This is a genomic window from Pseudomonas sp. 18.1.10 (genome assembly GCF_024655625.1).
Taxonomy (GTDB): Bacteria; Pseudomonadota; Gammaproteobacteria; order Pseudomonadales; family Pseudomonadaceae; genus Aquipseudomonas.
This window is the reverse complement of record NZ_JANLGL010000048.1, coordinates 1-25,767: the sequence shown is the minus strand read 5'-3', so window position 1 is coordinate 25,767 and position 25,767 is coordinate 1. Positions and strand designations below refer to the sequence as shown.

At 63.6% G+C, this 25,767-nt stretch carries 25 protein-coding genes; 10 read left to right on the top strand and 15 right to left on the bottom strand.

The window, feature by feature from the left end:
* Positions 1–4 precede the first annotated feature (4 nt).
* From NUV89_RS11160 to cpaB, 6 genes are read right to left on the bottom strand one after another with little or no spacing between them, the layout of a single operon-like run.
* Positions 5–889 carry a type II secretion system F family protein gene (locus tag NUV89_RS11160; RefSeq protein ID WP_257781332.1) on the bottom strand — a complete coding sequence of 295 codons (885 nt, stop codon included), beginning with the start codon at positions 887–889 and terminating at the stop codon, positions 5–7.
* Between the two features lie 2 nt (positions 890–891).
* Positions 892–1,776: a type II secretion system F family protein gene (locus NUV89_RS11155; protein WP_257781331.1), complete on the bottom strand. Its 885-nt coding sequence runs from the start codon at positions 1,774–1,776 to the stop codon at positions 892–894.
* Positions 1,777–1,788: 12 nt separating this feature from the next.
* A complete protein-coding gene (locus tag NUV89_RS11150; protein WP_308220193.1) occupies positions 1,789–3,063 on the bottom strand; it encodes a CpaF family protein in 1,275 nt (424 codons plus the stop codon).
* Complete coding sequence (locus NUV89_RS11145) at positions 3,060–4,250, bottom strand: pilus assembly protein (RefSeq protein WP_257781330.1); 1,191 nt, start codon at positions 4,248–4,250, stop codon at positions 3,060–3,062. Before NUV89_RS11145 ends, NUV89_RS11150 begins: the two co-directional genes overlap by 4 nt.
* Positions 4,247–5,464, bottom strand: coding sequence for a type II and III secretion system protein family protein (locus tag NUV89_RS11140; RefSeq protein WP_257781329.1), 1,218 nt, complete (start codon positions 5,462–5,464; stop codon positions 4,247–4,249). Before NUV89_RS11140 ends, NUV89_RS11145 begins: the two co-directional genes overlap by 4 nt.
* Before the next feature lie 20 nt (positions 5,465–5,484).
* Positions 5,485–6,426 (bottom strand): Flp pilus assembly protein CpaB, encoded by a 942-nt coding sequence (gene cpaB / locus NUV89_RS11135; RefSeq protein WP_257781328.1) that lies wholly within the window; start codon positions 6,424–6,426, stop codon positions 5,485–5,487.
* A gap of 315 nt (positions 6,427–6,741) precedes the next feature.
* Here cpaB and NUV89_RS11130 point away from each other — a divergent pair, with 315 nt between their 5' ends.
* Genes NUV89_RS11130 through NUV89_RS11120 form a run of 3 tightly spaced genes read left to right on the top strand, consistent with a single transcriptional unit; the run spans position 6,742 to position 7,635 of the window.
* Complete coding sequence (locus NUV89_RS11130; RefSeq protein WP_257781327.1) at positions 6,742–6,933, top strand: Flp family type IVb pilin; 192 nt, start codon at positions 6,742–6,744, stop codon at positions 6,931–6,933.
* 42 nt (positions 6,934–6,975) lie between these two features.
* Positions 6,976–7,173: a Flp family type IVb pilin gene (locus tag NUV89_RS11125; RefSeq protein ID WP_257781326.1), complete on the top strand. Its 198-nt coding sequence runs from the start codon at positions 6,976–6,978 to the stop codon at positions 7,171–7,173.
* 54 nt (positions 7,174–7,227) lie between these two features.
* Positions 7,228–7,635 (top strand): response regulator, encoded by a 408-nt coding sequence (locus NUV89_RS11120; protein WP_257781325.1) that lies wholly within the window; start codon positions 7,228–7,230, stop codon positions 7,633–7,635.
* An 88-nt stretch (positions 7,636–7,723) separates the two neighbouring features.
* On the opposite strand, the gene NUV89_RS11115 is transcribed toward NUV89_RS11120, so the two are convergent.
* The 4 genes from NUV89_RS11115 to NUV89_RS11100 form a co-directional block, all read right to left on the bottom strand.
* Positions 7,724–9,409 (bottom strand): ShlB/FhaC/HecB family hemolysin secretion/activation protein, encoded by a 1,686-nt coding sequence (locus NUV89_RS11115; RefSeq protein WP_257781324.1) that lies wholly within the window; start codon positions 9,407–9,409, stop codon positions 7,724–7,726.
* Between the two features lie 174 nt (positions 9,410–9,583).
* Positions 9,584–11,197 (bottom strand): collagen-like triple helix repeat-containing protein, encoded by a 1,614-nt coding sequence (locus NUV89_RS11110; RefSeq protein ID WP_257781323.1) that lies wholly within the window; start codon positions 11,195–11,197, stop codon positions 9,584–9,586.
* Between the two features lie 301 nt (positions 11,198–11,498).
* A complete protein-coding gene (locus NUV89_RS11105) occupies positions 11,499–12,347 on the bottom strand; it encodes a MaoC/PaaZ C-terminal domain-containing protein (RefSeq protein WP_257781322.1) in 849 nt (282 codons plus the stop codon).
* A gap of 2 nt (positions 12,348–12,349) precedes the next feature.
* On the bottom strand, positions 12,350–13,693 hold the full coding sequence (locus tag NUV89_RS11100) for a 3-oxoacyl-ACP reductase (protein WP_257781321.1): 1,344 nt from the start codon (positions 13,691–13,693) through the stop codon (positions 12,350–12,352).
* A 113-nt stretch (positions 13,694–13,806) separates the two neighbouring features.
* Here NUV89_RS11100 and NUV89_RS11095 point away from each other — a divergent pair, with 113 nt between their 5' ends.
* Entirely contained in the window at positions 13,807–15,084 is a 1,278-nt protein-coding gene (locus NUV89_RS11095) for an acetyl-CoA C-acetyltransferase (RefSeq protein WP_257781320.1), read from the top strand.
* 124 nt (positions 15,085–15,208) lie between these two features.
* The gene (locus tag NUV89_RS11090) at positions 15,209–16,105 is read left to right on the top strand and encodes a PA4780 family RIO1-like protein kinase (protein WP_257781319.1); all 897 of its coding nucleotides are present in this window, start codon (positions 15,209–15,211) and stop codon (positions 16,103–16,105) included.
* A 141-nt stretch (positions 16,106–16,246) separates the two neighbouring features.
* On the opposite strand, the gene cueR is transcribed toward NUV89_RS11090, so the two are convergent.
* From cueR to NUV89_RS11075, 3 genes are all read right to left on the bottom strand, one after another.
* Positions 16,247–16,651 (bottom strand): Cu(I)-responsive transcriptional regulator, encoded by a 405-nt coding sequence (cueR, locus tag NUV89_RS11085; RefSeq protein ID WP_257781318.1) that lies wholly within the window; start codon positions 16,649–16,651, stop codon positions 16,247–16,249.
* Positions 16,648–18,849 (bottom strand): cation-translocating P-type ATPase, encoded by a 2,202-nt coding sequence (locus NUV89_RS11080; protein ID WP_257781317.1) that lies wholly within the window; start codon positions 18,847–18,849, stop codon positions 16,648–16,650. Before NUV89_RS11080 ends, cueR begins: the two co-directional genes overlap by 4 nt.
* 126 nt (positions 18,850–18,975) lie before the next feature.
* The gene (locus tag NUV89_RS11075; RefSeq protein WP_257781316.1) at positions 18,976–19,356 is read right to left on the bottom strand and encodes a hypothetical protein; all 381 of its coding nucleotides are present in this window, start codon (positions 19,354–19,356) and stop codon (positions 18,976–18,978) included.
* 147 nt (positions 19,357–19,503) lie between these two features.
* On the opposite strand from NUV89_RS11075, the gene NUV89_RS11070 reads away from it, so the two are divergent.
* The gene (locus NUV89_RS11070; protein ID WP_017735273.1) at positions 19,504–19,701 is read left to right on the top strand and encodes a heavy-metal-associated domain-containing protein; all 198 of its coding nucleotides are present in this window, start codon (positions 19,504–19,506) and stop codon (positions 19,699–19,701) included.
* An 87-nt stretch (positions 19,702–19,788) separates the two neighbouring features.
* Positions 19,789–20,982 carry a multidrug effflux MFS transporter gene (locus NUV89_RS11065; protein WP_207043737.1) on the top strand — a complete coding sequence of 398 codons (1,194 nt, stop codon included), beginning with the start codon at positions 19,789–19,791 and terminating at the stop codon, positions 20,980–20,982.
* 8 nt (positions 20,983–20,990) lie between these two features.
* Here NUV89_RS11065 and NUV89_RS11060 read toward each other — a convergent pair whose 3' ends face one another.
* Together NUV89_RS11060 and NUV89_RS11055 are read right to left on the bottom strand one after the other, a co-directional pair.
* The gene (locus tag NUV89_RS11060) at positions 20,991–21,164 is read right to left on the bottom strand and encodes a hypothetical protein (protein WP_257781315.1); all 174 of its coding nucleotides are present in this window, start codon (positions 21,162–21,164) and stop codon (positions 20,991–20,993) included.
* A 145-nt stretch (positions 21,165–21,309) separates the two neighbouring features.
* Positions 21,310–22,323: a zinc-binding alcohol dehydrogenase family protein gene (locus NUV89_RS11055; RefSeq protein WP_257781314.1), complete on the bottom strand. Its 1,014-nt coding sequence runs from the start codon at positions 22,321–22,323 to the stop codon at positions 21,310–21,312.
* Positions 22,324–22,432: 109 nt separating this feature from the next.
* Between NUV89_RS11055 and NUV89_RS11050 the strand changes: the two genes are divergently transcribed.
* From NUV89_RS11050 to NUV89_RS11040, 3 genes are all read left to right on the top strand, one after another.
* Complete coding sequence (locus tag NUV89_RS11050) at positions 22,433–23,362, top strand: LysR family transcriptional regulator (protein ID WP_257781313.1); 930 nt, start codon at positions 22,433–22,435, stop codon at positions 23,360–23,362.
* Positions 23,363–23,496: 134 nt separating this feature from the next.
* A complete protein-coding gene (locus tag NUV89_RS11045) occupies positions 23,497–24,192 on the top strand; it encodes a helix-turn-helix domain-containing protein (protein ID WP_257781312.1) in 696 nt (231 codons plus the stop codon).
* 105 nt (positions 24,193–24,297) lie between these two features.
* On the top strand, positions 24,298–25,668 hold the full coding sequence (locus tag NUV89_RS11040) for an MFS transporter (protein ID WP_257781311.1): 1,371 nt from the start codon (positions 24,298–24,300) through the stop codon (positions 25,666–25,668).
* Positions 25,669–25,767 lie beyond the last annotated feature (99 nt).

Sequence of the window (25,767 nt, the reverse complement as noted above, 5' to 3'; positions counted from 1 at the left end):
CCTCTCAAGGCCCCATGGCCTTGGAAATGGCGATAAACCCAGGGCCGGCCAAGACAATCAGCAGCGCGGGAAACAGAAAGACCATCATCACGACCGACATCTTGGCCGACATCTTGGAAATGTATTCCTGCATGCGGGTCAGGCGCCGGTCATCCAGCAGTTGCTTGAGCGCCTGCAACGACTTCATCGCGCCGCCGCCCTGATACAGCAGCTGTTGCAGGATCGCGCAGGTGTCGCTGAACTCATCCACGCTGAGCATCAGGCTGGTCTTGCTCAGTTCTTCGCCCAGCTCCAGGCCCGAATCCACCCGTGCCAGCACCAGGCGCAGTTCCGAGGTCAGCACCGGCAGCAACTGCTGGGCTTCGTTGGACATGACCCGCAGGGTTTGCTCCACGGCCATGCCCGACTCGAACAGGATGCGCAGCAGCGGGATAAAGGTCGAAACCTCCTGGGAGATTTGCTCCTGGCGGCGCTTGGCCACGGCCGCCAGCACGCGCTTGGGCAACAGGTAGCCCGTGGCAAGCCCGAGGAACGGCGCAGGCCAGGCATGGGCGACATCCGGGAAAAACACGCTTTGCAACAGGATCGTCAGCCCGAGGAACAGGATCGGTGCGCCCACCTGGCAGGCGGCGAACAGTGAGCGCTGGCTGGCCTTTCGCCAACCGATGCGGTTGAGCAAGACCTGGGTTTCGTTGTCCAGGCTGATGGTGCGCTGGCCGATCCGCGTGTTGCCCAGTTGGCGCAGCAAGTGCCCGACCTTGTCGTGGCGCACCGTGTCGCCTTGCAGCCGTTGGGTCACCAGGCGTTGCTGGCGGCGCTGGCCGATCAGGTTGACGGCCACCAGGGCGAGTGCGGCGAGAAACAGCGCAATACTGATGAGCACGGCCATCGTCAGATGCTCCTCAGCATGCGCCACAGCGCCACACAGCCGATGATCTGCATGCTGAACGCGCCGATCAGCAGCAACTGACCGCTGCCATCGGCCCACATGCCCACCAGGTAAGTCGGGTTGGTCAGCAGGAAGTAGCCGGCCACGCTGACCGGCAGCAGCGCCAGGACCACGGCGGTGACGCGGGTTTCGCCGGTCATGGCGCGCAGTTGGCGCGCGCCCTGGTCGCGCTCGCGGATCATCTTGATAAGGTTTTCCAGCAGCTCGCTGGCGTTGCCGCCATAGCGATGGTTGACCTTCAAACCGAGGGCAAACAGGCGCAGTTCATCCTGTTCGTACAGCTCGGCGAAATCGTGCGCCGCTTCCGGCAGGCTGACCCCCAGCAACACGTTGCGCTTGATGCGGCCCATGGCGCTTTGCAGCGGGTCTTCGCTGGCATCGATGGCGCCGAGTACCGCATCGGCCAGGGTGCGCCCGGATTTGAGGCTGCGCACGGCGTGGTCGAGCAATTGCGGCAGTTGCTCGATCATGCGCCGCAACCGGCGTTGATAGCGCAGCGAGATGTAGAAGCGCAGCGCCAGCGGCGGCGCCAGCAGCATCACCAGCAAGCCCAGCCATTCGAAGGCGAGCAAGCCCAGCACCGCGCCCAGCGCCCACAGGGTCAGCCACAGGCCCAGGCGCTCGGTCGGCTTGCCCAGGCCGGCGCGCATAAAGGTGCGTTCCAGGCCTGTCAGCACCGGGTTGTTTTCCGGGCTGTCGGGCTGCCCGTGGCCTAGGCGTTCGAGCACGCGGTCGGTCTGCGCCTGGCGCACGCCACGGCGCATCAGGTGCAGGCCGAGCAACAGCATGGCCAGGGACATCAGCGCGAGCAGGATCGGAGCAAGCATGGGCGGCACCTCCTACTGCGGCAGGTGGCTTTCGCGGCGCAGTTTGTCGCCGGCGGGGTTGATGGCTTCGCGCAAAAAACCGTAGCCGGTGCGTTTGTCGAGGCGGAACAGCGTGTTGGTGACATACACGTCATCGCGCACGCCCACCACCTCCACCACCTCGGTGACGCAGCGGCGGCCGTCGGGCATGCGCGACAGTTGGATGATGACGTCCAGCGCCGCGCAAATCATCTGGCGCAGGGTTTTTTCCGCGACGGTGCGCCCGGTCAGGCCCACCAGGGTCTCCAGCCGCAGCAGCGCGTCCTGGGCGTTGTTGGCGTGCACGGTGCTCATGGAGCCGTCGTGGCCGGTGTTCATCGCGGTGAGTACGTCGAGCACTTCCACGCCACGGATCTCGCCGAGGATGATGCGGTCGGGGCGCATCCGCAGGGCGTTGCGGATCAGGTCGCTGGCCTTTACTTCACCGTGGCCCTCGGCATTCGGCGGGCGGGTTTCCAGGCGCACCACGTGGGGGTGGCCCAGTTGCAACTCGGCCACGTCTTCGATGGTGACCAGGCGTTCGTGGGGGTTTATCAGTTGGCTGAGAATATTCAGCAACGTGGTTTTACCGGTGCCGGTCCCGCCGCTGATAAGGATGTTGCAGCGCTTGCCCACGGCCTCCTGGAAGAACTCGAAGATCGGCTGGTCGATGGTCTGCATGGCCACCAGGTCGCTGCTCTTGAGCATGTCCTTGCGGAATTTGCGGATCGACAGGCACGGCCCGTCGAGGGCAATCGGCGGGATGATCGCGTTGACCCGGCTGCCATCGGGCAAGCGCGCATCGACCATCGGCGAGGATTCGTCCAGGCGCCGCCCGAGGGGCGCGAGGATGCGTTGCATGACGCGTTCTACATGGTGGTCGTCGATAAAGCGCAGGTCACTTTGATGCAGCAAACCATCGCGCTCGACGAACACCCGGTGCGGGCCGTTGACCAGGATCTCCGTTACGGAGGCATCGCGCAGCAGCACTTCCAATGGGCCGAAACCGGTGAGTTCGTCGACGATCTCTTCGGCCAGGCGTTCCATCTCATAGCGGGAAATCGCCAGGTGCATGCGGGTGATGTATTCGTTGACCTTGTCGATCACAAACTGCGCGAGGGACTGGCGTGTGCCCTCCAGCAGGTTTTTCCCCGACTCTTCGATGGCGTCGATGATGTAGCGGTGCAGCACCAGCTTGAGACCGTCGTGATCGGTATTGCCCACCGCGCCGCGCGCGCCGGGCACACCGAACAGCTTTTCGCCGCTCACTTGGTGCCCCACAGGCGGGTCAGCCAGTTGGCCGAAGGTTTCTCAAGGCCTTCGGAACGTTTGGCCAGGCGCTCGCCGAGCACCCGCAAGCCTTGGCTCAAGGGTTCGCGCGGGGCCAGGGTGAACAGGCTCTGGCCCTGGTTCTTCGCGTTCAGGCGCAGCTCGGCGGCCAGGGGCAGCACGGCGATGACTTCCAGGCCAAAGGTTTTGCCCAGGGCTTCGGCCTCGGGCGCGGCGCCTTTGATGTAGCGGTCAATCAGCAGCCGGCCGTGTTCCAGCTTCATGCCTTTTTCGCGCCAGCGGTTGAGCACCGCGAGGTTGCGCCGGCAGTCCAGTACGCTTTGGTCGGTGCACCACAGCAGCTTGTCGCAATGGCTGACAAAGGTGCGCAGGGCTTCGCTGTCCGGTTGGCCGGTGAGGTTCACCACGATGTGCTGGAAGTGTTGGCGCAGGGCGCTGAGCAACATGTACAGCTCGGCGGCGCTGGTGTGCTCCAGGGGCTCGTCGCTGTCGGTGTAGGCGAGGATGCGCAGGCCCGCGTCGGTGGCGGTGAAGGCGCTGTTAATCAGGGTGGCGTCGAGGCGGCGCAGGTGGCGCAGGGCGTCGCCAAAGTGGAACGAGCTTTCCAGGCCCAGCAGCGCCAGGCTGTCGCCCCGGGGCAGGCCGAGGTCGAGCACCAGGGTTTGCTGGCCGCTCTTCTGCACCACATGCGCCAGGTGCCCGGCGACCATGGCGCCGTCGGTGCCGCATTGGGTGCCATACAGCACGGTGAGGCCGCCCAGGTGGCTGGTATGGGCCACGGCCGGCAGGCGTTTGCTCAGGCGGCGCACCAGCCCCGCGACTTCGCTGGAGCGCGAACCATAGGCGACAAAATCCCGGGCGCCGGCGCGCATGGCGTTCAGCACCAGCTGATTGTCCATGCCGTCGCCCAGGGCGACGATGGCGAGCATCGGCTTGGCCTCCAGGGCGCCTTCGATCAGGGCGCACTGGTTGGTCACGTTTTCGCGGTCGAGGCCGATGAACACCAGGTTGGCGAAGGTCACGTCCACCAGCGCGAGCAGCTCGTCGAGGCTGCCGCTGCCGGCGCTGACCACCTGGCCCAGGGGCGCGAGGGCGCCTTGCAGCCATTCCAGGTCGGTGCTGTTGCGGGTGATTGCCAGGAAGGTCTGGCTCAGGCTTTCGCTCATTGGGAGAGTCCTGTGCGTCGGTCGAAATTGCCGTTTTCGAGGAAGAACAGGCGGTACCAGTTCGGGTCGTAGCTGCGCAGGTTTTCCCCCGGCAGGGACGGCAGTTGCGCATTGGCGGCGAGGGGTTGGACCAGGTGCGGGGTGACGATCATCAGCAGCTCTTTTTCTTCGCGGCTGATGTTGGAGTCACGGAAGAACGCACCGAGGATCGGGATGTCTCCCAGGCCGGGAAACTTGTCGATGGTGGAGCGGTTGTTGGTGCTGATAAGGCCGCTGATTACGAAGCTCTCGCCATCGGCCAGGGACACGCTGGTGTCGGTGCGGCGCACGGTGAGCGCGGGCACGCGGATGCCCTGGATGGCGACGGCGTTGCTGTAGTCCAGCTCGCTGACCTCCGGCGCAACCTTGAGGCTGATGCGGTTGCGGTCGATCACCGTGGGGGTGAGGGTCAAGCGAATGCCGAACTCCTTGTACTCGATGGAAATGGTGTCGCTGCCGGCGCTGGGCACCGGGATCGGCACTTCGCCGCCGGCGAGGAAGGTCGCGCTCTGGCCACTCAGGGCCACCAAACTGGGCCGCGCCAGGGTGTAGGCGAAACCGCTGCTTTCCAGGGCATTAATCATCGCCTTGACGCGGCCGCCGCCAAAGCCGACGTTGAAGTTATCGGTGCTCACCGGCAGTTTGAACACGCTCTCTGCCGGGGACAGGATGTTCGGGCTGCTGAGGAAGAAGTTGGTGCCGACCCCGAGAAACTTGGTGCTCGCTTCCTTGAGCTTGGTGCGGCTGACTTCGACAAAACGGATATCGGTCTGCACCTGGCTGGGCAGCGATGGGTCTTCCGACGGCGACAGCGACAGGCTGGTCAGCGCCGACGTGGCCTTGCCCTTGACGAACACCATGGTCTGGCGCGGGCTGGGCGAGCAGGCGGTCCAGATCATCAGGCTGGTGGCGCCGGACGAGACGCCGGTCAGCAGGAAGGCCTGGTTGCCGTTGACGTGGACGTCGGCGATTTTCGGGTCGCCGACCGCCAGCCGGGTAATGGCGACCGGGGATTGGATGGCCTGCTGCAGACCTTCACCGACCTCAAGCGTCGCAGGCAACTGCCCCAGGCTGGCGCAATTGCCCGGTGCCGCCTGTGCCGCGCCGACGGGCAGGGCGAGGGTGACCAGGGCGCAGAACACTCGCGAAAACTTCGGCATGGAACGACTGCTCATTCAAGGCATCCTTAGCGCTATCAGGGCGTTTGTTGAGTGACCTGGTTACCGCGTATCACCTCGACACCCGAGCGACGCGGCGTGGCTTTGGTGGCTGTCGGGTTGAAGTTGCTGATGGGTGGCGTGGTTTGCGCCAGTTGGTTGAACTGGTAGAGGTCGCGCTTGGCGTTGTCGAGGTTCTGCGCAGAGTCGCTGTCGCCGGCCCAGTATTGGCTCAGGCGTTGCTCGTCGGCGCTGCGCACGGCCAGGCGCAGGCTGCCGGCTTGCACGGCGAGGACCAGGCGCGTCATCAATTGCTCGGGCACTGCCAGCAACACCGTGCGTGCACTGGCACGCCCTTGTTGTTGCTTGGCCTTGTCTTCGGCGGTGACGGCCACCGGCGAGCCGGGCTTGCCGTCGTTGGTCAGCCCCAGTTGATCGCCCACGCCCAGCAGGCGCAGAGCCGGCACGACGGTTTGTGCGGAGGGTTGCGGGTTGCCGTTTTCCGAGCGCAGGTACAGCATCACATCCACATAATCGCCGGGGTTCAATTGGCCACCGGCACCGGTCACTTCATCCACCGCGACCGCGAGTGCGCGCTCATCGGCGCGGATCATGCGCGACAGGTTGCCGCCGGCGTTGAAGCTTTCTTCGGTCAGCCAGGTGCCGGCTTGCAGGGCGCGCCATGGCGTGCGGCCGACGGCCTGGTCCAGCGAGGTCAGGCTGCCGGCGGGCACGGTCTTGAGTTTTTCCACCGTCAGGTCGGCGGCGGTGAGGGCGACGAAGGGCAGCACGTCATGGGCCAGCACGACCACGGGTTGGCGGGTCGGGTCTTCGATGGCAGCGACAGGGGCGTTATTAATGACAGGTGGCGCGACGGCGGCAACCGGCTCCGGGCGGCTGAGAACCAGGCCCCAGTACCCGGCTATCAACGCCCCGAGTAGCAGTACCGCGGCCAGAATCATGCTGATACGACTGCTCATGAAGGCTCTCCCTTTCCTACTGGCAGACCTTTCAACGGGTCCATCCAGCGACTACGCAATCAGTTCGTTCTGGGTATTCAACTATTTCGCTATTTGAAGGTAGTCGAGCTAGGACAAAATGCCATTACTGCATGGAAATATTGTGTATCGGCGGGCAAACATTGGGGCTTTGACGCCATTTGGCTGACTACTACTTTGTGATTAGTCGCTTATTACACTTGTTGGGAGTGAATTTGCCGACAATGCTCTAGTGGCATAGCGAGATCATGTTGCAAGCCCGCTACATCCGCGCTCTCAGCGCAAAGGAGAAGTCATATGTTCCTTGATGCCATTCGCAAAGTGTTTATCAAAATCCAGATTCTGTCTTACGGGAGAGAGGGGGCCTCCGGTATTGAATATGCGATTGTCGCGGCGATGTGTGCGGCGGTGATCGGGCTTTTCATGACTCCGATCAGCACTAAGGTAAAGGCTATTTTCACCTCGATTCAAACCGGTATCGGCACTTGATGTTCTAGCGAAGCGCTTTCTCCTCTTTCGACGGAGTTCTACATGCAAATCGAAGAAAGCATTCGTTTTATCTACGTGAAAGTGTGGGTCATGGTGAGCGCCAGGGATGGCGCCTCCGGCATCGAATACGCCATTGTGGCGGCGATGTGTGCGGCGGTGATCGGCATCTTCATGACTCCCATTAGTGATCGCGTGAAGGAGTTGTTCAACCTGGTCCAGGCGAGCATCGCATCGACTTGATCTATCTCGCGACACGGCTAACCTGAGTGCACCTTAGTGTCAGGATCTTTCGCCATGAGTCCCTCCGTGCCTTCTTCGCGGCAACAACTTCTCCTGGTGGACGACGAAGAGGACGCTCTGATCGAACTTGCCGAATCCCTCTCCAATGAGGGATTTGTGTGTTTTACCGCCACCTCCGTGACCGACGCGCTGCAGGAACTGACCCTCAACCCGGATATCGCGCTTATCATCACCGACCTGCGCATGCCCGAGGAAAGCGGCATCTCCCTGATAAAGCGCCTGCGCGAACACACCTCGCGCCAGCACCTGCCGGTGATCGTGATGTCGGGCCACGCCGAGATGGATGACGTCAGCGACATGCTGCGCTTGCAGGTGCTGGATCTGTTTCGCAAGCCCATCTACCTGGTGCGGTTGATCGATACCCTCAACAATTTGTTTCCCCTGCAGAAGCGCCCGTTCTAGCCGCCAGTTGGGCTCAATGTGGGAGCAGGCTTTTGTGGGAGCAGGCAAGCCAGCTCCCACAGAAGTCCTCCTACACACATCGGCCTGGTCAGAGTTGATAGCTGAAACTCAAGGTATACCGCGGCCGCCGGTCAAAGCTGTCCAGCGCCACGTCTGACAGCGGCTTGGCCGCTTCCAGCGCAATGTTGTAGTACTGGCTGTCGCCAAAACGCAGGCCCACGGCGGCGGATGATAGGTCGTTGCCCCTGATCGGCAGTACGTTGAACCAGGTCTTGGCGCGGTCGAACACCACGTACGGTTGCAGAATGCGCACCCAGTCGCCGGCCCGGTTGTAGCTGTAGTTGATCTCGTACGCCAGGCCCCAGCCCTTGTCGCCCGAGCCCTGGTCGTCGGGGTAGCCACGGGCGAAGTTCTGCCCGCCGAAGGTGGCGCGTTCGCTGTCGGGCAGGGTGTCGTCACTCCAGTAGAACGCCCCGGAAAGCACGCCCTGGAAGTTGCTGCCGAACAGCTTGTTGCTTTGCACGCCGGACAGGCGCAGGCGGAAGAAATCCAGGTCGGGTTTTACCCCGTCGAAGTCGCTGCGGGTCGTGGCGCCCAGGCCATTGATGCCTTGGTACAGGCCGGCGCTGAGGATGCGCAACTGGTCGGTATCGGCCTTGCGCCAGTCGCCTTCGAAGGCCAGGGCGCGCAGGTTGGTTTCCAGGTCGAAGCGGTTGGGGAAACCCACCAGTTGATAGCGGGTTTTCTGGTCGACGCCATAAATGCGGGTGCCCAGGCTCAACGACTCGGTCGGCGAGGCAATCACCGGGTGGCTCACGCCAATGGAGAAGCGGTCGATGGCCTGGTGCGGCTTGAGCTGGAAACCGCCGTCCAGTCGCACGTTGGTGCCCGGGTCGGCGCGGTAGCGTTCGCCTGACAGCGCCAGCTGGGTGCCCTCGGCGTTGACGAACTGGCTGTAGGCGGCGCGGTAGTAGTGTTCCTTGTCGTTGCCCGGCGGTGCCAGGGCGCTGACGGTCAACTGTTCACCCATCGACGTCTGCGAGTTGCTGGTGGCGCTGACCAGCGCTTGCAGGCCGCCACGGCTGGCCTGGTTGAGGCTCATGCTGGTGGTGAAGGGCTTGCGGCTGGCGGTGATCTGCATGTGGGTGCCGCCATCGGTGGTGCGCGGTGGCGGCACTTGCGCCTGCAGGGTCACGCCGGGAATCGCGCCCATCAGCGTGGTGTAGCGCTCGAAGGTCTTGCGGGTGAGTGGGCGTTCGGCCTTGAGTTTGTCGGCGAGTTTTTCCACGTAGGCCGACACCGAGCCGATATCGCCTTGCACCTGGTAATCGCGCACATAGCCCTCCACCAGCACTACGTGGACCAGGCCGCCGTCGAAACTTTGTTCCGGCAGGAAGGCATAGGACAGCAGGTAGCCGTCCGTTTGGTAGCGCTTGGTGATGCTGCGGGTGGCCTCGATCAGCTGGGCGATGTTGGTTTCATGGCCAATCAGCGGTTCGAAAGCCAGCGCCAGTTCCTTGAGCGGGTAGACCGTGCCGCCGTCGATCTGCAGTTTGCTGATGGTTACCTTGGTGTCCATCAGCAGCGGCTGGGCTTCGCTGGCCGCAGGCGTTGGCAACTGGGTTTGCGGGGTGTTTGGCCGGTAGGCGTCGGCGGGCAGGTTGGGCACGGGCAGGTTGCGGATGGTGTCGTTGCTATTGAGGAAACTGGGTAGGGTTTCGGCGTGGGCGTAAGCACTGAGGGACAGCAACAACAGCGGCGTCAAAGCGCGCATAGGACACTCCATGGTCAAAACTGCAGCAGCGTTTCGCAGATTCCCGCCGGGCTCTGGGGCGCGGTTCGGGTGCCTTTCATTGGCGCATAAAAAAGACGAGAGACTTATTGGGTCTCTCGTCTCAACCAAGCGTAGGCGCTGTAGGGGAGGCCGTCTAATCGGCCAGGTGCAATTCTATTTTTTGCCGGTCAGGCCACCGAGCAAACCGCCCAGGCCGCCGCCGCTGGTGCTGGCCCCGGCACTGGCGCCGGCAGATGCGCTGCCGCCCAGGCTCAGGCCGCCGCCGAGCAAACCACCACCGGTGCCACTGGTACCACCGGTGACCAGGCCACCCACCGAGGCCACGGTATTGCCGACTGCGCTGACGGTGCCGCCCAGGGCATTGGTGACCGGGTTGGCATTGGTGCCGGTGATTTTGCCGCCCAGGCCGCTGACGGCGCCGCCGACGTTGGTCACCAGGCCGTTGACCGGAGCCCCCAGGCCAGTGCTGTTGCCGACGTTCTGGGTGAGGCTGGTGACGCCACTGGTGACTGGATTAAGCGCGCTGCCCAGGCTGGTGGTGAGTGCCGCGACCGGAGCACCGGCGGCGGTGTTCGGTACGCCGTTGCCGCCCAGCAGAGTGCCCAGGGATGCAACGGTGCCGCCTACGCTGCCACCGGTGATGCCCGCTGCGCTGACCACGCCATTGGTGTTGCCTGCATTCAGGCCGTTGCCGGCGCCCGCAATCACGCCGCCGATGAGTTCCGGCAGGCCGAGGTTGCCCGTGCCAATGCCGCCGCCGGAACCGCTGCCGGTGCCAGTGGTTGGGTTGACATAGCCGCTGGCGCTGCTGACCACGGTGCCCACGCCACTCAGCACGCTACCCACGGCGCCCGTCACAGGGTTGCCGGTGCCGCCAGTGCCGGTGACTTTATCGCCGAGGCCGTCGACGGTAGTGCCGACTTTATTCAGCAGGCCGCCAACCGGGCCGCCGAGGCCCGTTGCGGTGCCCACTTGGCCAGTGGTTTTTTCGACCAGGGAAACCACCGGTACCAGCACTTTGGCGCCCACGGTATTGGTGACCGAACCCAGTGGGCCGGTGGTGCTGGCGGTGCTCAGGGTGTCGCCAAGCATGGTCACGACGTTGCCGACTTTATCGACCACACCGCCGACCACGGGGGCGGCGCCACTCACCACGGGCACTTTGCCGAGCAAGGTCGCGACATTGCCGCCGGTGGTGCTCACGCCATCACCCAGGTCGGAGACGGCGTTGCCGACGCCCGAGAGGGTAGTGCCCACGGCATTGCTGTTGGTGCCGATAGTGCCCAGCCCGTCTGACAGGCCGTTGCCGAGGCTACCGACGGCGTTGCCGGTCGCGGTGACCAGGCCGCCAGCCGTGGCGCCGACAATCGGCAAGCTGCCCAGGGTGGTGCCGAGGCTGCCGACAGTGGTACCTACGCCGGTCACGGTGGTGCCCAGGGTGTCCACGACTGTCGCGGTGACCAGTGGGGTGGTGGTGCCGCCACCGGTGCCACCGCCTGTACCGCCGCCAGTGCCACCACCGGTGCCGCCGCCCGTGCCACCGCCGGTACCGCCACCGGTGCCGCCGCCCGTGCCACCACCGGTTCCGCCGCCAGTACCGCCACCGGTACCACCGCCTGTGCCACCGGTACCGGCTGTTGTGTCGTCAGTGGAGGACGAGCCACCACTGTGATGCCCGCCACCACCGCTGCTGCAGCCGCCGAGCGTCAATGCTACTGCCAGGGCCAGCGCGGTACTTGCTTTCCAAAACACTACTTGAGTTTTCATGATTGAGTTCCCTGCACCTGTACAACCTTGGTTGTCTTCAAACACTCGCCATTTCTATGGAAGGCGATGCGTTTGTCCGTGTGGCTATAACAGGCCAGGGGGCTCTTTCTGACAATGCTCAACTTGGTATTAACGATTTATATACGGTCGTAAATTCCCTGCTTAGGGGCTAATGCCAAGGATATAAAGTGTAGATGTATCAAGATGTATATGTGATTTAAATCAATGGCTTGAATAAAATAGCGGACTTTATAAAGTCCGCTATAACTTAGGGTGTATATATACAATTAAGCAGTTTTTTTCAGGCGATTGGCTGCCAGTTGCCTACCATATGTTCAAAGTCGCCCGCGCCGTTCAAACGTAATTCACCCGCTGAACCGGCGGCGCTGGCAAACAACGTCACTGCACTGGGCAGGCGCACGGGTTTCCTGAACTCGACGCTGATCTCGACATTGGCGGCGGGCAAGTGTTCGCCCAAGGCGGCGAGGGTGTACGCCTTGTTCCACAACCCGTGGGCGATGGCCTGGGGAAACCCGAACAGCCTGGCGGTCAGGGCGCTGAGGTGGATCGGGTTGTAGTCGCCGCTGACCCGGGCATAACGCCGGCCGATGTCGGCGGGGGCTTGCCAGCGCGTCAGCTCGCTGACGTGGCTGGGGCTCGGTTGCGCCGCGTCCGTGGGTTCGCCGTCGAGCTTTACGCCGCGGCAGAGCATGCGGCTTTCGGCTTCCCACAGCAGGCCGAGGGCATCGCTGACGGTGGTCACCACGTCGAAGGTCGCGCCCTTGGGATGAGGCGTGAGATTTTGCGTGTGGACGCTGAGGGTCAGCTCGCTGACACCGCCCAAGGGCCGGTGGATACGGATGCGGTTGCTCAGGTGAATCAGCCCCAGCAGCGGGAAGGGGAAGCGCTTGTCGGTGAGCAACTGCATCTGCAAGCCGAACGCGAGGATGTGCGGATAAGTCGCCGGCAACATCGGGCCGTCGGCAAACCCGCAGACCTTGCGGTACTTGGCGACAGCGTTGGGGTTGACGGTCACTCGGCAGCGCAGCCCACGCTCGGGCAACGCCGTGCCGGTGATCTTGCGCTTGAGTGCCGCACGCCAATACAGCGGCGGCAGCGACGGTGTGCTGTCCAATGTTTGCCAGTCCATGCCTACGCTCCCAAGAGACTTTGCCCACACACCCGCAGCGCCTGCCCGCTGACGGCACCGCTGCCCGGCTGGCCGAGCCAGGCCACGGCTTCGGCCACGTCTTGGGGCAGACCGCCCTGGCCCAGCGAGCTCATGCGGCGTCCGGCTTCACGCAAGGCAAAGGGGATATGCGCGGTCATCTGGGTTTCGATAAACCCCGGCGCCACGGCGTTGATGCTGATCCCCCGGTCTTTGAGCAAGGGCGCCCAGGCGTGTGCGAGGCCGATCAACCCGGCCTTGCTCGCGGCGTAGTTGGTTTGCCCCCGATTGCCGGCGATGCCGCTGATGGACGCCAGCAGCACCACGCGGGCGTTGTCGTGCAGGGTGGCGCTGTCGAGCAGCGCCTGGGTCAGCACTTGCGGGGCATTGAGGTTTACCGCGAGCACGGCGTCCCAGTATTCCGGGGTCATGTTGGCCAGGGTTTTGTCGCGGGTGATGCCGGCGTTGTGCACGAGGATGTCGAGGCCATCGGGCAGGTGGTCGATCAATTGCCGGGCAGCGTCTGCGGCGCAGATGTCCAGCGCCACGCTGCGTGCACCCAGGCGGGCGGCGAGGGCGTCGAGGTCGGCCTTGGCCTGGGGCACGTCGAGCAGGATGACGTCTGCACCGTCGCGGGCCAGGGTTTCGGCAATGGCCGCGCCGATGCCACGGGCGGCGCCGGTGACCAGCGCCTTGCGCCCGGCGAGGGGGCGAGTCCAGTCCTCGACCTGGGTTGCGCACGCCTCCAGGCGAATCACCTGCCCGGAGATGTAGGCGCTTTTCGGCGAGAGGAAGAAGCGCAACGCGCCTTCCAGCTGGTTCTCGGCACCGGCGCCGACATAGAGCAATTGCAGGACGCCGCCATTGCGCAGTTCCTTGGCCAGGGAGCGGCTGAACCCTTCGAGGGCCCGTTGGGCGCTGGCGGCGAAGGGGTCGTCGAGGCTTTCCGGCGCACGGCCGAGGATCACCAGGTGCGCGCTGTTATCGAGGTTTTTCAGCAGCGGCTGGAAGAATTCGCGCAATTGCTTGAGTTGGTCGGTGTGCTGCAAGTCGCTGGCGTCGAACACCACGGCCTTGAGCTTGGGACCGTGGCCGGGAATCCACGTCGGCGCTTCGCCGCCATAGGTGTAGGTCGCGTCTGTCAGCTTGTGGGCGAACGCCTGCACCTTCGCCGTCAGCGCGCCGCCGCCCAACAGCAGCGCCCCTTCCACCGGGCGCAGGCGCCCCGCTTGCCAGCGTTCCAGGCGTACCGGTGACGGCAGGCCAAGGGCGGCGACCAGGCGATGGCCGAGGCTTGAGTTGGCGAAGTCGATATAACGGTCAGACATGGAACGCTCTCCGAAAGCTGGGGTTCAAAGGGTTGACCACCCCGGGACGGTAGTCGTTCGATCAGCCTAGGCTAGGCTGGATGATTCCACCCACAACCTTCAGGGAGCTTTCCATGACTCAATTGCGCCGCGTAGCGATCATTGGCGGTAACCGCATTCCCTTTGCCCGTTCCAATGGCCCGTACGCCACGGCGAGCAACCAGGCGATGCTGACGGCGGCGCTGGAAGGCCTGATCGAACGCTACAACCTGCATGGCCTGCGCCTCGGCGAAGTGGCGGCGGGCGCGGTGCTCAAGCATTCCCGTGACTTCAACCTGACCCGCGAATGCGTGCTCGGCTCGCGCCTGTCGCCGCAAACCCCGGCCTATGACATCCAACAGGCGTGCGGCACCGGGCTGGAAGCTGCGTTGCTGGTGGCCAACAAGATCGCCCTGGGCCAGATCGAATGCGGGATTGCCGGCGGTGTGGACACCACGTCCGACGCGCCGATTGGCGTGAATGAAGGGCTGCGCAAGATTCTGCTGCAAGCCAACCGCAGCAAATCCATGGCCGACAAGCTGAAAGTCCTGCTGCAACTGCGCCCCCATCACCTCAAGCCGGAACTGCCGCGCAATGGCGAACCACGTACAGGGTTGTCCATGGGCCAACACTGCGAACTGATGGCGCAGACCTGGCAGATTCCCCGCGCCGAGCAGGACCAGCTGGCCCTGGAAAGCCATCAGAAAATGGCGGCGGCTTACGCCGAAGGCTGGCACAACGATTTGCTCACGCCGTTCCTCGGCCTGACCCGCGACAACAACCTGCGCGCCGACCTGACCCTGGAGAAACTCGCCGCGCTCAAGCCTGCGTTCGAACGCAGCGAAAAAGGCACGCTCACCGCCGGCAACTCCACGCCGCTCACCGATGGTGCGTCGTTGGTGCTGTTGGGCAGCGAGGCCTGGGCGCAAGAGCGCGGCTTGCCGATCCTGGCGTATTTGCGTGATGGTGAGGCGGCGGCGGTGGATTTCGTCAACGGTGCCGAAGGCCTGCTGATGGCCCCGGTGTATGCGGTGCCGCGCTTGTTGGCGAGGAATGGTCTGACGCTGCAAGACTTCGATTACTACGAGATCCACGAAGCCTTCGCGGCCCAGGTGTTGTGTACGCTCAAGGCGTGGGAGGATGCGGACTACTGCAAGACGCGCCTCGGCTTGGATGCACCACTGGGGAGCATCGACCGCAGCCGCTTGAACGTGAAGGGCAGTTCCCTGGCGGCCGGGCATCCGTTTGCGGCCACCGGCGGGCGTATCGTCGCCAACCTGGCCAAGTTGCTGGATGCGGCCGGCAAGGGGCGCGGGCTGATTTCCATCTGTGCGGCGGGCGGGCAGGGGGTCACCGCGATCATTGAACGGTGAAACTGGCCCATTGGATGCATTCTTAAGCGATCAACGGTCGGTAGCCCCTCCCACCGGCGAGCCGATTGCCGTATAACGAGTGCCATACGCGTATTTGGTAATAAAGGACCCACAATAAAAGCTGATGAAGACTCCTAAACGCATTGAACCCCTGATCGAAGACGGTCTGGTCGACGAAGTGCTGCGCCCACTCATGAGTGGTAAAGAAGCAGCTGTTTATGTGGTGCGCTGCGGCAACGAATTGCGTTGCGCCAAGGTTTACAAGGAGGCGAACAAACGAAGTTTTCGTCAAGCGTCCGAATACCAGGAGGGCCGCAAGGTCCGTAACAGTCGTCAGGCCCGGGCCATGGCCAAGGGTTCCAAGTTCGGCAAGAAAGAAACCGAAGACGCCTGGCAGAACGCTGAAGTGGCGGCGTTGTTCCGCCTGGCCGGTGCGGGCGTTCGCGTGCCCCAGCCGTTCGACTTCCTCGAAGGCGTGCTGTTGATGGAACTGGTGGCCGACGAGTACGGCGATGCGGCGCCGCGTCTGAACGACGTGGTGCTGGAGCCGGACCAGGCGCGTGAGTACCACGCCTTCCTGATCTCGCAGATCGTGCTGATGCTGTGTACCGGCCTGGTGCACGGTGACTTGTCCGAGTTCAACGTACTGCTCACGCCGACCGGCCCGGTGATTATCGACCTGCCCCAGGCGGTGGATGCGGCGGGCAACAACCACGCGTTCAGCATGCTGGAGCGGGATGTGGGCAACATGGCGTCGTACTTCGGGCGCTTTGCCCCGGAGTTGAAGAAGACCAAGTACGCCAAGGAAATGTGGGCGCTCTACGAAGCCGGCACCTTGCACCCGGCCAGCGTCTTGACCGGCGAGTTCGATGAGCCGGAAGAGTTGGCGGACGTGGGTGGTGTGATCCGCGAGATTGAAGCGGCGCGGCTGGATGAAGAGCGTCGGCAGGCGATTCGGGCGGCGGATGATGCGCCGCCGACCAAGACAGCAGAAGAACCGCCGCCGCCTTGGATGCAGTAGTTTTCTGGCCTGCGGAGATCTAAAAAATGTGGGAGCGGGCTTGCTCGCGAATGCGGTGGATCAGTGAATATATCTTTGACTGACACACCGTCTTCGCGAGCAAGCCCGCTCCCACATTGGGTTCTATGTTTTGTCAGCAGGTCATCCGTTGCAGCAGCTACCGGAAGCCAACTCCTTGAGAATCGGACAATCCGGCCGATGATCGCCCTGGCAGTGCTCCACCAGGTCCTGCAACGTATCGCGCAACTGCCCCAACTCCAGGATCTTCCGGTTCAACTCATCGATATGCTGGCGCGCCAACGCCTTCACATCGGCGCTGGCCCGTTGCCGGTCCTGCCACAGGGTCAGCAGCTTGCCGACCTCTTCCAATGAAAACCCCAGGTCCCGTGAGCGTTTGATAAACGCCAGGGTGTGCAGGTCGTCGGCGCCGTACACGCGGTAGCCGCTGTCGGTGCGGTGGGCGGCTTTGAGCAGGCCGATGGATTCGTAGTAGCGAATCATCTTCGCGCTGAGCCCGCTCTGGCGTGCGGCTTGGCCGATGTTCATGGGCGGTGGTCCTCGAGGTCCTTGGGTTTCCAGGTTTTCAGCAGCAGGGCATTGCTCACCACGCTGACGCTCGACAGCGCCATCGCCGCGCCGGCCAGCACCGGGTTGAGCAGACCGAACGCGGCCAGGGGAATGCCGATCAAGTTATACACAAAAGCCCAGAACAGGTTCTGGCGGATTTTTGCGTAGGTCTTGCGGCTGATCTCCAGCGCTGCCGGCACCAGGCGCGGATCGCCGCGCATCAGGGTGATGCCGGCCGCGTGCATGGCCACGTCGGTGCCGCCGCCCATGGCGATGCCGATGTCGGCAGCGGCCAGGGCCGGGGCGTCGTTGATGCCGTCGCCAACCATGGCCACCACGCCGGTTTTTTTCAACTCTGCGACGGTGGCGGCCTTGTCGGCGGGCAGCACTTCGGCGTGCACGTCGTCGATGCCCAGCGCCTCGGCCACCACGCGCGCGCTGCCACGGTTGTCACCGGTGAGCAGGTGACTGCTGATGTGCTGTGCCTTGAGCAGGTTGACGGCCTCCAGCGCGCCGGGCTTGAGGGTGTCGCCAAAGGCAAACAGCCCGAGCACGCGGGGTTGTGCGCCTTGCTCGATCAGCCAGGACAAGGTGCGGCCTTCGGCCTCCCAGGCTTTGGCGGCGTCGGCCAGGTCGCCGGCGCTCAAGCCGCTTTCTTCGAGCAGGCGGCGATTGCCCAGGGCTAGCTGTTGGCCATCCAGCGTGCCGGCGATGCCGCGTCCGGTCAGGGATTGGCTGGCGGTCACGTCCGCCACTGGCAGACCTTGTTCATTGCACGCATCCAGCACGGCCTTGGCCAACGGGTGTTCGCTGCCGCGTTGCAGCGCGCCGGCCTGCTGCAACAGCAGGGCTTCGTTGCCATCCACGGCGGCGAGGTGGGCAATTTTCGGCGCGCCGGAAGTGAGGGTGCCGGTCTTGTCGAAGACCACTGCGCTCACTTCGTGGGCGCGCTCCAGGGCTTCGGCGTCCTTGATTAAGATGCCATGGCGCGCGGCCACGCCGGTGCCGGCCATGATCGCGGTGGGTGTGGCCAGGCCCAGGGCACACGGGCAGGCAATCACCAGCACGGCCACCGCATTGATGATCGCGATTTCCAGCGACGCGCCGTACAGCCACCAGCCCACCAGGGTAACCAGGGCCAGCACTAGCACGGCAGGCACGAACACTTGGCTGACTTTATCCACCAGTTTCTGGATCGGTGCCTTGGCGGCCTGGGCGTCTTCCACCAGGCGGATGATCCGCGCCAGCACGCTTTCGGCGCCCAGGGCGGTGGTGCGTACCAGCAAGCGGCCTTCGCCGTTGATGGCGCCGCCGGTGACCTTGTCCCCCGGCTGCTTGGGCACCGGCAGGCTTTCGCCGCTAATCAGCGCTTCGTCGGCGTGGCTTTGGCCTTCGACCACTTCACCGTCCACCGGGAAGCGTTCGCCGGGTTTGACCAGCACCAGGTCATCGAGGGTCAGGGCGTTGATGGCGACGTCTTCCTCACGCCCGCCGCTTACCCGAATCGCGCGTTCCGGGCGCAGGGCTTCGAGGGCGCGGATGGCGCTGGCGGTCTGGCGCTTGGCGCGGCTTTCGAGGTATTTGCCCAGCAACACCAGGGCGATCACCACCGCCGAGGCTTCGAAGTACAGGTGCGGCGCCATGCCGGGGTGGGCGGTGAGCCATTCATAGATGCTCAGGCCATAACCGGCGCTGGTGCCGATGGCCACCAGCAGGTCCATATTGCCGGCTCCGGCGCGCACGGCTTTCCAGGCGGCGATATAGAAGCGTGCACCGAAGATGAATTGCACCGGCGTGGCCAGGGCGAACTGCACCCAGGCGGGCAGCATCCAGTGCAGGCCGAAGGGTTCCACCAACATTGGCAGCACCAATGGCAGCGCCAAGGCAATCGCAAACACCAGCGACCAGCGCTCGCGGTGCAAGCGCTGGGCCTGATCGACCTCGGTGGCGGTTTCGCTTTGCGGCAGGCTGGCGGTGTAGCCGGCTTTATCGACGGCAGCGATCAAGACGCCGGGGTCCATTTGGCCCGCGACTTCGACGTGGGCGCGTTCGTTGGCCAGGTTGACGCTGACGCGTTGCACCCCCGGCACCTTGCCCAGCGCGCGCTCGACGCGGCCGGCACAGCTGGCACAGGTCATGCCGCTGATGGGCAGGTCAAAGGTGGTGGTTCCATTCATGGGGCAGTCCTCCAGGAGAAGTTGCCCCTAGGATCAACCTTGACCTGTGGGGAAGGTCAAGTGCGGGACGCGGAGCGTCCTAGGAGGCATTCCCACGCGGAGCGTGGGAACGATCGGTGTGGGTGTTCAGTATTCCAAGGCGGCGGGCTTGAGGTACATGCCGTCCGGGCCTTGGGCGATGCGCAGCTTGCGCACGTCGCCGGCCTTGAGGGTGATGTTCTGTGCCGGTGGTGCCAGCAAGCCCGGCAGGCAGCCCGGCGCCTGGCCTGGCAGCAGCTTGAGACGCAGCGACAGGTTGCCCGCCGGCAGGTTGAACGAAGTGGCTTGCTCCTGGAACAATCGTCCGGCCAGTTGATCGTTGAGGTACAGGCCGATCTCGCAGTTGGTTGGCACTTCCAGGCGTTCCCGGGAAACGATCAACACCGCGTAGTCTTCTGCGGCACTGGCCATCGGTGCGGCGGCAGACAAGCTCATCAGGCCGGCAAGGGCAAAAAACGACCAGCGCATGGCGAATGCTCCGTGGTTCAAATCAAAGATGACTCAAGCTTGGCCGACCGCGCGAGCGAATACCAGCCCGGTTGATGTTTTAGGCGCTTGACCTTGCCATGATGGCAAGGTCGAGACTGCGTCCACCCTCAATCAAGGAGTCATGTCATGCAAGTATTCAGTGTTGAAGGAATGACCTGCGGCCATTGCGTCAAGTCGGTCACCCAGGCTGTGCAGAGCCAGGACCCGGCAGCCAGTGTGAAGGTCGATCTGGCGGCCAAGGAAGTCGGCGTGGAGAGTCGTTTGTCGGCCGAGCAAATCATCAGTGCGATCACCGAAGAAGGCTACAGCGCCAAGCTCGCCTGATTTTTCAATAGTTAGCGAGCTATCGTAATGTTCAAGGCACCCAAGCGCGGCTAGACTGTCGGGCTGCCGACTCACTTGGGTGCCTTCATGAACCTGCGCATTATCCTGATCCTGGGCGCCTTGAGCGCCTTCGCGCCGTTGGCGATCGATTTTTACCTGCCGGGCTTCCCCGCCATGGCGATCGCTTTTGGCACCGACGAAAAACATGTCCAGCAAACCCTGGCGGTGTACTTCATCGGCCTGGCCATTGGCCAATTGATCTACGGCCCGCTGGCCGACCGCTTTGGCCGGCGTGTGCCGCTGCTCAGTGGTGTCACCCTGTTTACCCTGGCGTCCTTCGCCTGCGCCTATGCGCCGTCCCTGGATTGGCTGATTGCGGCACGTTTCGTCCAGGCCCTGGGCGGCTGTGCGGGCATGGTGATTTCCCGCGCGGTGGTCAGCGACAAATGTGATGCGGTGGGCTCGGCCAAAGTGTTTTCCCAACTGATGCTGGTCACCGGGCTGGCGCCGATTCTCGCGCCGCTGGCGGGTGGGGTGATGGTGGGGGTGTGGGGTTGGCAGTCGATCTTCCTCGCGCTGACGCTGTTCAGCGTGATGGCGGCGGTGGCCGTTGCCGTCGGCCTGCCGGAAACCTTTCCGGCCCATCAACCGCGCCAGCCATTGTCTGGCTCGCTGCGCCGCTACCTGTCGTTGCTGTCGGACCGGGTGTACCTCGGTTACGCCCTCACCGGCGGTATTGCGATTGGCGGGATGTTTGCCTACATCGCCGGCTCACCTTTCGTATTCATCAAGCTTTATGGCGTACCCGCCGAGCATTACGGCTGGGTCTTTGGCTCCAACGCGGCCGGTTTTATCCTCATCGCCCAGGTGAACGCCCGGCTGCTGGCCAAGCGCGGCCCGGCGTTCCTGCTGTCGCGCAGCGTGTGGGTGTACCTGGCGGCGGCCTTGTCGTTGCTGGCGATCAGTGCCTTGCACACCGATGCGCTGTGGCCGCTGCTGGTGCCGCTGTTTATCTGCATCGCAAGCTTAGGCTGCATTTTGCCCAACACCTCGGCCTGCGCCATGAGCGGGCAAGGGGCGCGGGCGGGCAGTGCGTCGGCCTTGCTTGGCTGCATTCAGTTTGGTGTGGCGGCGGGCGCGGCGTCGTTGGTCGGCCTGTTGCACGATGGCACGGCGATGCCGATGGCCATGGTCATCAGCTTGTGCGGTGTATTGGCGGTGACGGTGGCCGTCTCGACCCAGCGCCTGCAACGGGCTCGGGCCGCGCAAGCGCAGGGTTGAGGTGCGGGTCAGCCAGCGGCGGCGCGTTGCTGGCTGACGGGGAAGGTGTGGGGCGCCTGGATACGGGCTTGCAGGGTCTCGGCAAAGGCGCGGGCCTCGGCCTCACTGTGGAAGGTGATGGCTTTGGAGTCTAGGCGCACCTCCCATTGGGATTTTGCTAACGCTTTTATCAGGATCTTCATTGCTGACTTCCTCACGTAAAAGAATCGTGGCAAAGGCGGCCAATATAAACCCGAATACCCGCGCAAATATGACAAAGGTCAACTCTCGGACTAATGGTGTCGTCCATCACTCACAGTGGTAATGGACGACGCCTACAGACTTTTGTCAGAACCCTTCCAATACGATCTTGCCCTTGGCCTTGCCGCTTTCCAGCAGCGCATGGGCGCGGCGCAGGTTGGCCGCATTGATGACACCGAAGTGTTCGCCCACCGTGGTTTCCAGGGTGCCGGCGTCGATCAGGTCGGCCACGCGGTTGAGCAGGTGGTGTTGCTCGATCATGTCCGGGGTCTCGAACATCGAGCGGGTGTACATGAACTCCCAGTGCAGCGACAGGCTCTTGCGCTTGAGCTTGCTGACGTCCAGCGCCTTGGGGTCGTCGATCAGCGCCAGCTTGCCTTGGGGTTGCAGGGCTTCGACCAGTTGGTCCAGGTGCTGGTCGGTCTGGGTCAGGCTGGCGACGTGGGTCACATGGGCGACACCGGCGCGTTTCAGTTCTTCATTCAAAGGTTGGCTGTGGTCAATCACCAGGTCGGCCCCCAGTGCCTTGGCCCAGGCCTGGGTTTCCGGGCGCGAAGCGGTGCCGATGACCCGCAGCGCCGTGAGCTGGCTGGCCAGTTGGGTCAGGATCGAACCCACGCCACCGGCTGCGCCGACGATCAGCAGGCTCTGGCCCTGGTCCTCTTTGCCTTCACGCACTTGCAGGCGCTCGAAGAGCAGTTCCCAGGCGGTGATGGCGGTCAGCGGCAGCGCGGCGGCGTCGGCGAACCCCAGGCTTTTTGGCATATGGCCGACGATGCGCTCATCCACCGTGTGCAACTCGCTGTTGCCACCCGGGCGTACGAGGGAGCCGGCGTAGAACACCTTGTCGCCGGCCTTGAACAGCGTGACGTCACTGCCCACGGCCTTGACCACACCGGCCACGTCCCAGCCCAGTACCTTGGCGGCGCCGTTTTCCGGGGCGACGTTCTGGCGCACCTTGGTGTCCACCGGGTTGACCGAGATGGCTTTGACTTCCACCAGCAGATCGCGCGGGCCGGCGACCGGCGCGGGCAGTTCGATGTCTTGCAGGGCCAGGGGATCGTTGATCGGCAGCGAGGCGTAGTAGGCGATGGCTTTCATGAGAAGCTCCAGGAATGGGATGGGCAGATGATTGGCTATTTCCCGGCGAGATAAAAGCGGCTAAAACAGAGGTCTGTTTCAATAGAATTTTGATAATCAGCGGGGATGCATGCTGCGTTTTGATGATTTGCAGTTGTTTGTGCGCGCGGCGGACCTGGGCAGCCTGTCGGCGGCGGCGCGGGTCATGGACCTGTCACCGGCGGTGGCCAGCGCCGCGTTGAAACGTATCGAGCAACAACTGGGCGCTCGCTTGCTGGCCCGCTCCACCCGCAGCCTGCGCCTGACCGCCGAAGGCGAGGGCTTCCTGGAATATGCCCGCGCCGCCTTGGGTTCACTGGACGAAGGGCGCCGGCTATTGGCCAGTGGCCAGGATCATGTCAGTGGCGTGCTGCAACTGTCGGCACCGTCGGACTTTGGCCGCAACCATCTGCTGGCGTGGCTGGATGAGTTCCAGCGTGAGCACCCGCAACTGACCGTGCGCCTGTTGCTAGGCGACCGTATTGCCGACCTGTTTCGCCAGCCGGTGGACATCGCCCTGCGCTACGGCGAGCCCGAAGACTCCAGCCTGATCGCGTTGCCGGTGGCGCCGCAGAATGTGCGTGTGCTGTGCGCCTCGCCCAGCTACCTCGCGCAGTACGGTGAGCCCCGGCACCTGGAGCAGTTGGCCCAGCACAATTGCCTGCTGTATATGCTGGGCAGTCGCGTGCATGACCACTGGAGCTTTCACGACGGCAAGCGCGACATCAGCCTGACGGTGAGCGGCGACCGCTTCAGTGACGATGCCGACGTCGTGCGGCGCTGGGCGGTGGCGGGTGTGGGGATTGCCTACAAGTCCTGGCTGGATGTCAGCACCGACGTATTGGCCGGCCGTTTGCGGGTGATCCTGCCGGAGCTGCGCGGCGAGCGAACGCCGCTGAATCTGCTCTGTGCCCACCGCGCCCAACTGAGCAAACCCGTCAATCTGCTGCGCGAAATGCTCGTGGCGCGTTGTGCGACGTTGACTGCGCAATGGCCGGAGCGATTAGCCTTTAGGCAATAGCCTCTAGAAAGCGAGGAAGTTTCACTCAAATCCTGTCCCTATCCACGCTGTCAGACGGCGCGGAACCGGCTGCCTGCGCCCCTATACTTTGACGCCTAGCACAGCCGAAAAGTGGTTCAACAGGGAGTGAATAAATGGAAGCAGCACCTTGCATCAGTCACATTGCCAGCCTGCTCGCCGAGCCCAAACGCACGGCAATGCTCTGGGCGTTGATGGACGGCTCGGCGAAGTCCTCGGAGGAATTGGCGGCGCTGGCCGGGTTGTCGTCTGCCTCGGCCGCTGCGCACCTGGCGCGGCTGACCGGTGGTGGGCTGTTGCGCAGCGAGAGCCGGCGCGGCCAGCGTTTGTTTCGCGTGGCGGCCGCCGATGTCAGCGCCGCCATTGATGCGCTGGCCAACACCACCATGGCCAGTGCCGCGCGCAGTTGCGCGGATGCTTCGCCGCCGGCATTGAGCGCGCCGCTGTTGTTGCGCCATGCACGGTTGTGCAATGGCCACCTCGGCGGCGAGCTGGCGGCGGGGTTGTATCAGCGGATGTTGGCCGCAGGCTGGATCGAACGCCATGAACAACGCACCGATGTCACGGCCAAGGGCGCGCAGCACTTGGCGGGCCTGGGGATCTATACCCAGGCGCTGGCATCGCCGGTGGTGTGCGACTGTTCCGATTGGAGCCAACAGCTGCCGCATTTGGGCGGGCCGTTAGGCGCGGGGTTGCTGCAATTGTTCCTGCAATCGAACTGGGTCAGCCTGACCAAAGAGTCGCAGGCGCTGCAGGTCAACGACAGTGGAACGGTAGAAATCAACCGATTGGCCGCACTCGATCACCCTTAGCCACGGGGGCGTCGTTCAGAGTTTCAGTCAGGTCGCATCCAGCAATAACCCCGCAAAACCATGCCGCACACTCACCGCGGGGACTTTTCACACAGGGGGTGCGGCATGGGTATGCAAGGCTATAGCGCAGCGGAACGGCTGGAACGGTTGCCCATCAGCGGCTACCACCGGGTTATTTTCATCATCATCGCCCTGGCGTTTTTCTTCGACTCCATGGACCTGGCGATGATGACTTTCCTTTTAGGCTCGATCAAAGCCGAGTTCGGCCTGAGTACGGCCCAGGCCGGGCTGCTGGCCAGTTCGAGTTTTTTCGGCATGGTGGTGGGGGCGTCGCTGTCCGGGATGCTCGCTGATCGCTTCGGGCGCAAGCCGGTGTTCCAGTGGAGCATCGTGTTGTGGGGCATCGCCAGTTACCTGTGTTCCACGGCGCAGACGGTGGAGACGCTGACGCTGTTTCGCATCCTGCTGGGCATCGGCATGGGCATGGAGTTTCCCATCGCGCAATCGATGCTCTCGGAGTTGATTCCGGCCAAGCGGCGTGGGCGTTACATCGCCTTGATGGACGGCTTCTGGCCGCTGGGCTTTGTGGCGGCAGGCGTGCTGTCGTACTTCTTGCTGCCGGTGATTGGCTGGCGCGACATCTTCCTGGTGTTGGCGGTGCCGGCGGTGTTTGTGCTGGCGATCCGGTTTTTTATCCCGGAGTCGCCGCGTTGGCTGGAACAGGCCGGCCGGCATGATGCGGCGGACAAGGTGTTGCAGGGTATCGAGCAGAAAGTGCGCGACTCCCTGGGCAGCGCGCAACTGCCGGAGCCGATCCGCCTGCCACGGATGGAGAGCACGCCGGGCACGTTTTTCTCGGCGTTTCAGCAGTTATGGTCGGCGCAGTATCGCCAGCGCACGATGATGATCTGGAGCGTGTGGTTCTTTGCCTTGCTCGGCTTTTACGGGCTGACGTCGTGGTTGAGTGCGCTGTTGCAGCAGTCGGGTTTTGCGGTGACCCAGTCGGTGTATTACACGGTGATTATTTCCCTTGGCGGGATTCCCGGCTTCTTGATGGCGGCCTGGCTGGTGGAGCGCTGGGGACGTAAACCGGTGTGCGTGGTGACACTGCTGGGTGGCGGAGTGATGGCGTTTCTGTATGGGCAAAGCGCGGTGTTTGGCGGCAATGTGGGCTTGCTGATTACGTCGGGCCTGTTGATGCAGTTCTTTTTGTTTGGCATGTGGGCGGTGTTGTACACCTACACGCCGGAGCTGTATCCGACGTCGGCGCGGGCGACCGGGTCCGGATTTGCCTCGGCGATTGGCCGGGTGGGTTCATTGCTGGGGCCGCTGGTGACCGGGTTGGTGTTTCCGATGACGGGGCAGGGCGGGGTGTTTGCCTTGGGCGCGCTGTGTTTTGCGGTGGCGGCGCTGGTGGTGTGGGTGTTTGGGATGGAGACGAAGGGTAAGACCCTGGAAGAGTTGTCCGAAATCTAACTGGCAACACAAAAACCATGTGGGAGTGGGCTTGTGTGGGAGCGGGCTTGCTCGCGAATGCGGTGTTCCAGCCACGTAATGTATTGGCTGACACACTGC

Bases quoted from the DNA above. Each gene is read 5' to 3' on its own strand.
- NUV89_RS11130 (WP_257781327.1), top strand. From the start codon at position 6,742: ATGTTCCTTGATGCCATTCGCAAAGTGTTTATCAAAATCCAGATTCTG.
- NUV89_RS11070 (WP_017735273.1), top strand. From the start codon at position 19,504: ATGCAAGTATTCAGTGTTGAAGGAATGACCTGCGGCCATTGCGTCAAG.
- NUV89_RS11120 (WP_257781325.1), top strand. From the start codon at position 7,228: ATGAGTCCCTCCGTGCCTTCTTCGCGGCAACAACTTCTCCTGGTGGAC.
- NUV89_RS11045 (WP_257781312.1), top strand. From the start codon at position 23,497: ATGGAAGCAGCACCTTGCATCAGTCACATTGCCAGCCTGCTCGCCGAG.
- cpaB (WP_257781328.1), bottom strand. From the start codon at position 6,426: ATGAGCAGTCGTATCAGCATGATTCTGGCCGCGGTACTGCTACTCGGG.
- NUV89_RS11110 (WP_257781323.1), bottom strand. From the start codon at position 11,197: ATGAAAACTCAAGTAGTGTTTTGGAAAGCAAGTACCGCGCTGGCCCTG.
- NUV89_RS11125 (WP_257781326.1), top strand. From the start codon at position 6,976: ATGCAAATCGAAGAAAGCATTCGTTTTATCTACGTGAAAGTGTGGGTC.
- NUV89_RS11160 (WP_257781332.1), bottom strand. From the start codon at position 889: ATGGCCGTGCTCATCAGTATTGCGCTGTTTCTCGCCGCACTCGCCCTG.
- NUV89_RS11075 (WP_257781316.1), bottom strand. From the start codon at position 19,356: ATGCGCTGGTCGTTTTTTGCCCTTGCCGGCCTGATGAGCTTGTCTGCC.
- NUV89_RS11115 (WP_257781324.1), bottom strand. From the start codon at position 9,409: ATGCGCGCTTTGACGCCGCTGTTGTTGCTGTCCCTCAGTGCTTACGCC.
- NUV89_RS11065 (WP_207043737.1), top strand. From the start codon at position 19,789: ATGAACCTGCGCATTATCCTGATCCTGGGCGCCTTGAGCGCCTTCGCG.
- NUV89_RS11090 (WP_257781319.1), top strand. From the start codon at position 15,209: ATGAAGACTCCTAAACGCATTGAACCCCTGATCGAAGACGGTCTGGTC.
- NUV89_RS11055 (WP_257781314.1), bottom strand. From the start codon at position 22,323: ATGAAAGCCATCGCCTACTACGCCTCGCTGCCGATCAACGATCCCCTG.
- NUV89_RS11145 (WP_257781330.1), bottom strand. From the start codon at position 4,250: ATGAGCGAAAGCCTGAGCCAGACCTTCCTGGCAATCACCCGCAACAGC.
- NUV89_RS11040 (WP_257781311.1), top strand. From the start codon at position 24,298: ATGGGTATGCAAGGCTATAGCGCAGCGGAACGGCTGGAACGGTTGCCC.
- NUV89_RS11050 (WP_257781313.1), top strand. From the start codon at position 22,433: ATGCTGCGTTTTGATGATTTGCAGTTGTTTGTGCGCGCGGCGGACCTG.
- NUV89_RS11105 (WP_257781322.1), bottom strand. From the start codon at position 12,347: ATGGACTGGCAAACATTGGACAGCACACCGTCGCTGCCGCCGCTGTAT.
- NUV89_RS11100 (WP_257781321.1), bottom strand. From the start codon at position 13,693: ATGTCTGACCGTTATATCGACTTCGCCAACTCAAGCCTCGGCCATCGC.
- cueR (WP_257781318.1), bottom strand. From the start codon at position 16,651: ATGAACATCGGCCAAGCCGCACGCCAGAGCGGGCTCAGCGCGAAGATG.
- NUV89_RS11060 (WP_257781315.1), bottom strand. From the start codon at position 21,164: ATGAAGATCCTGATAAAAGCGTTAGCAAAATCCCAATGGGAGGTGCGC.
- NUV89_RS11080 (WP_257781317.1), bottom strand. From the start codon at position 18,849: ATGAATGGAACCACCACCTTTGACCTGCCCATCAGCGGCATGACCTGT.
- NUV89_RS11095 (WP_257781320.1), top strand. From the start codon at position 13,807: ATGACTCAATTGCGCCGCGTAGCGATCATTGGCGGTAACCGCATTCCC.
- NUV89_RS11140 (WP_257781329.1), bottom strand. From the start codon at position 5,464: ATGAGCAGTCGTTCCATGCCGAAGTTTTCGCGAGTGTTCTGCGCCCTG.
- NUV89_RS11155 (WP_257781331.1), bottom strand. From the start codon at position 1,776: ATGCTTGCTCCGATCCTGCTCGCGCTGATGTCCCTGGCCATGCTGTTG.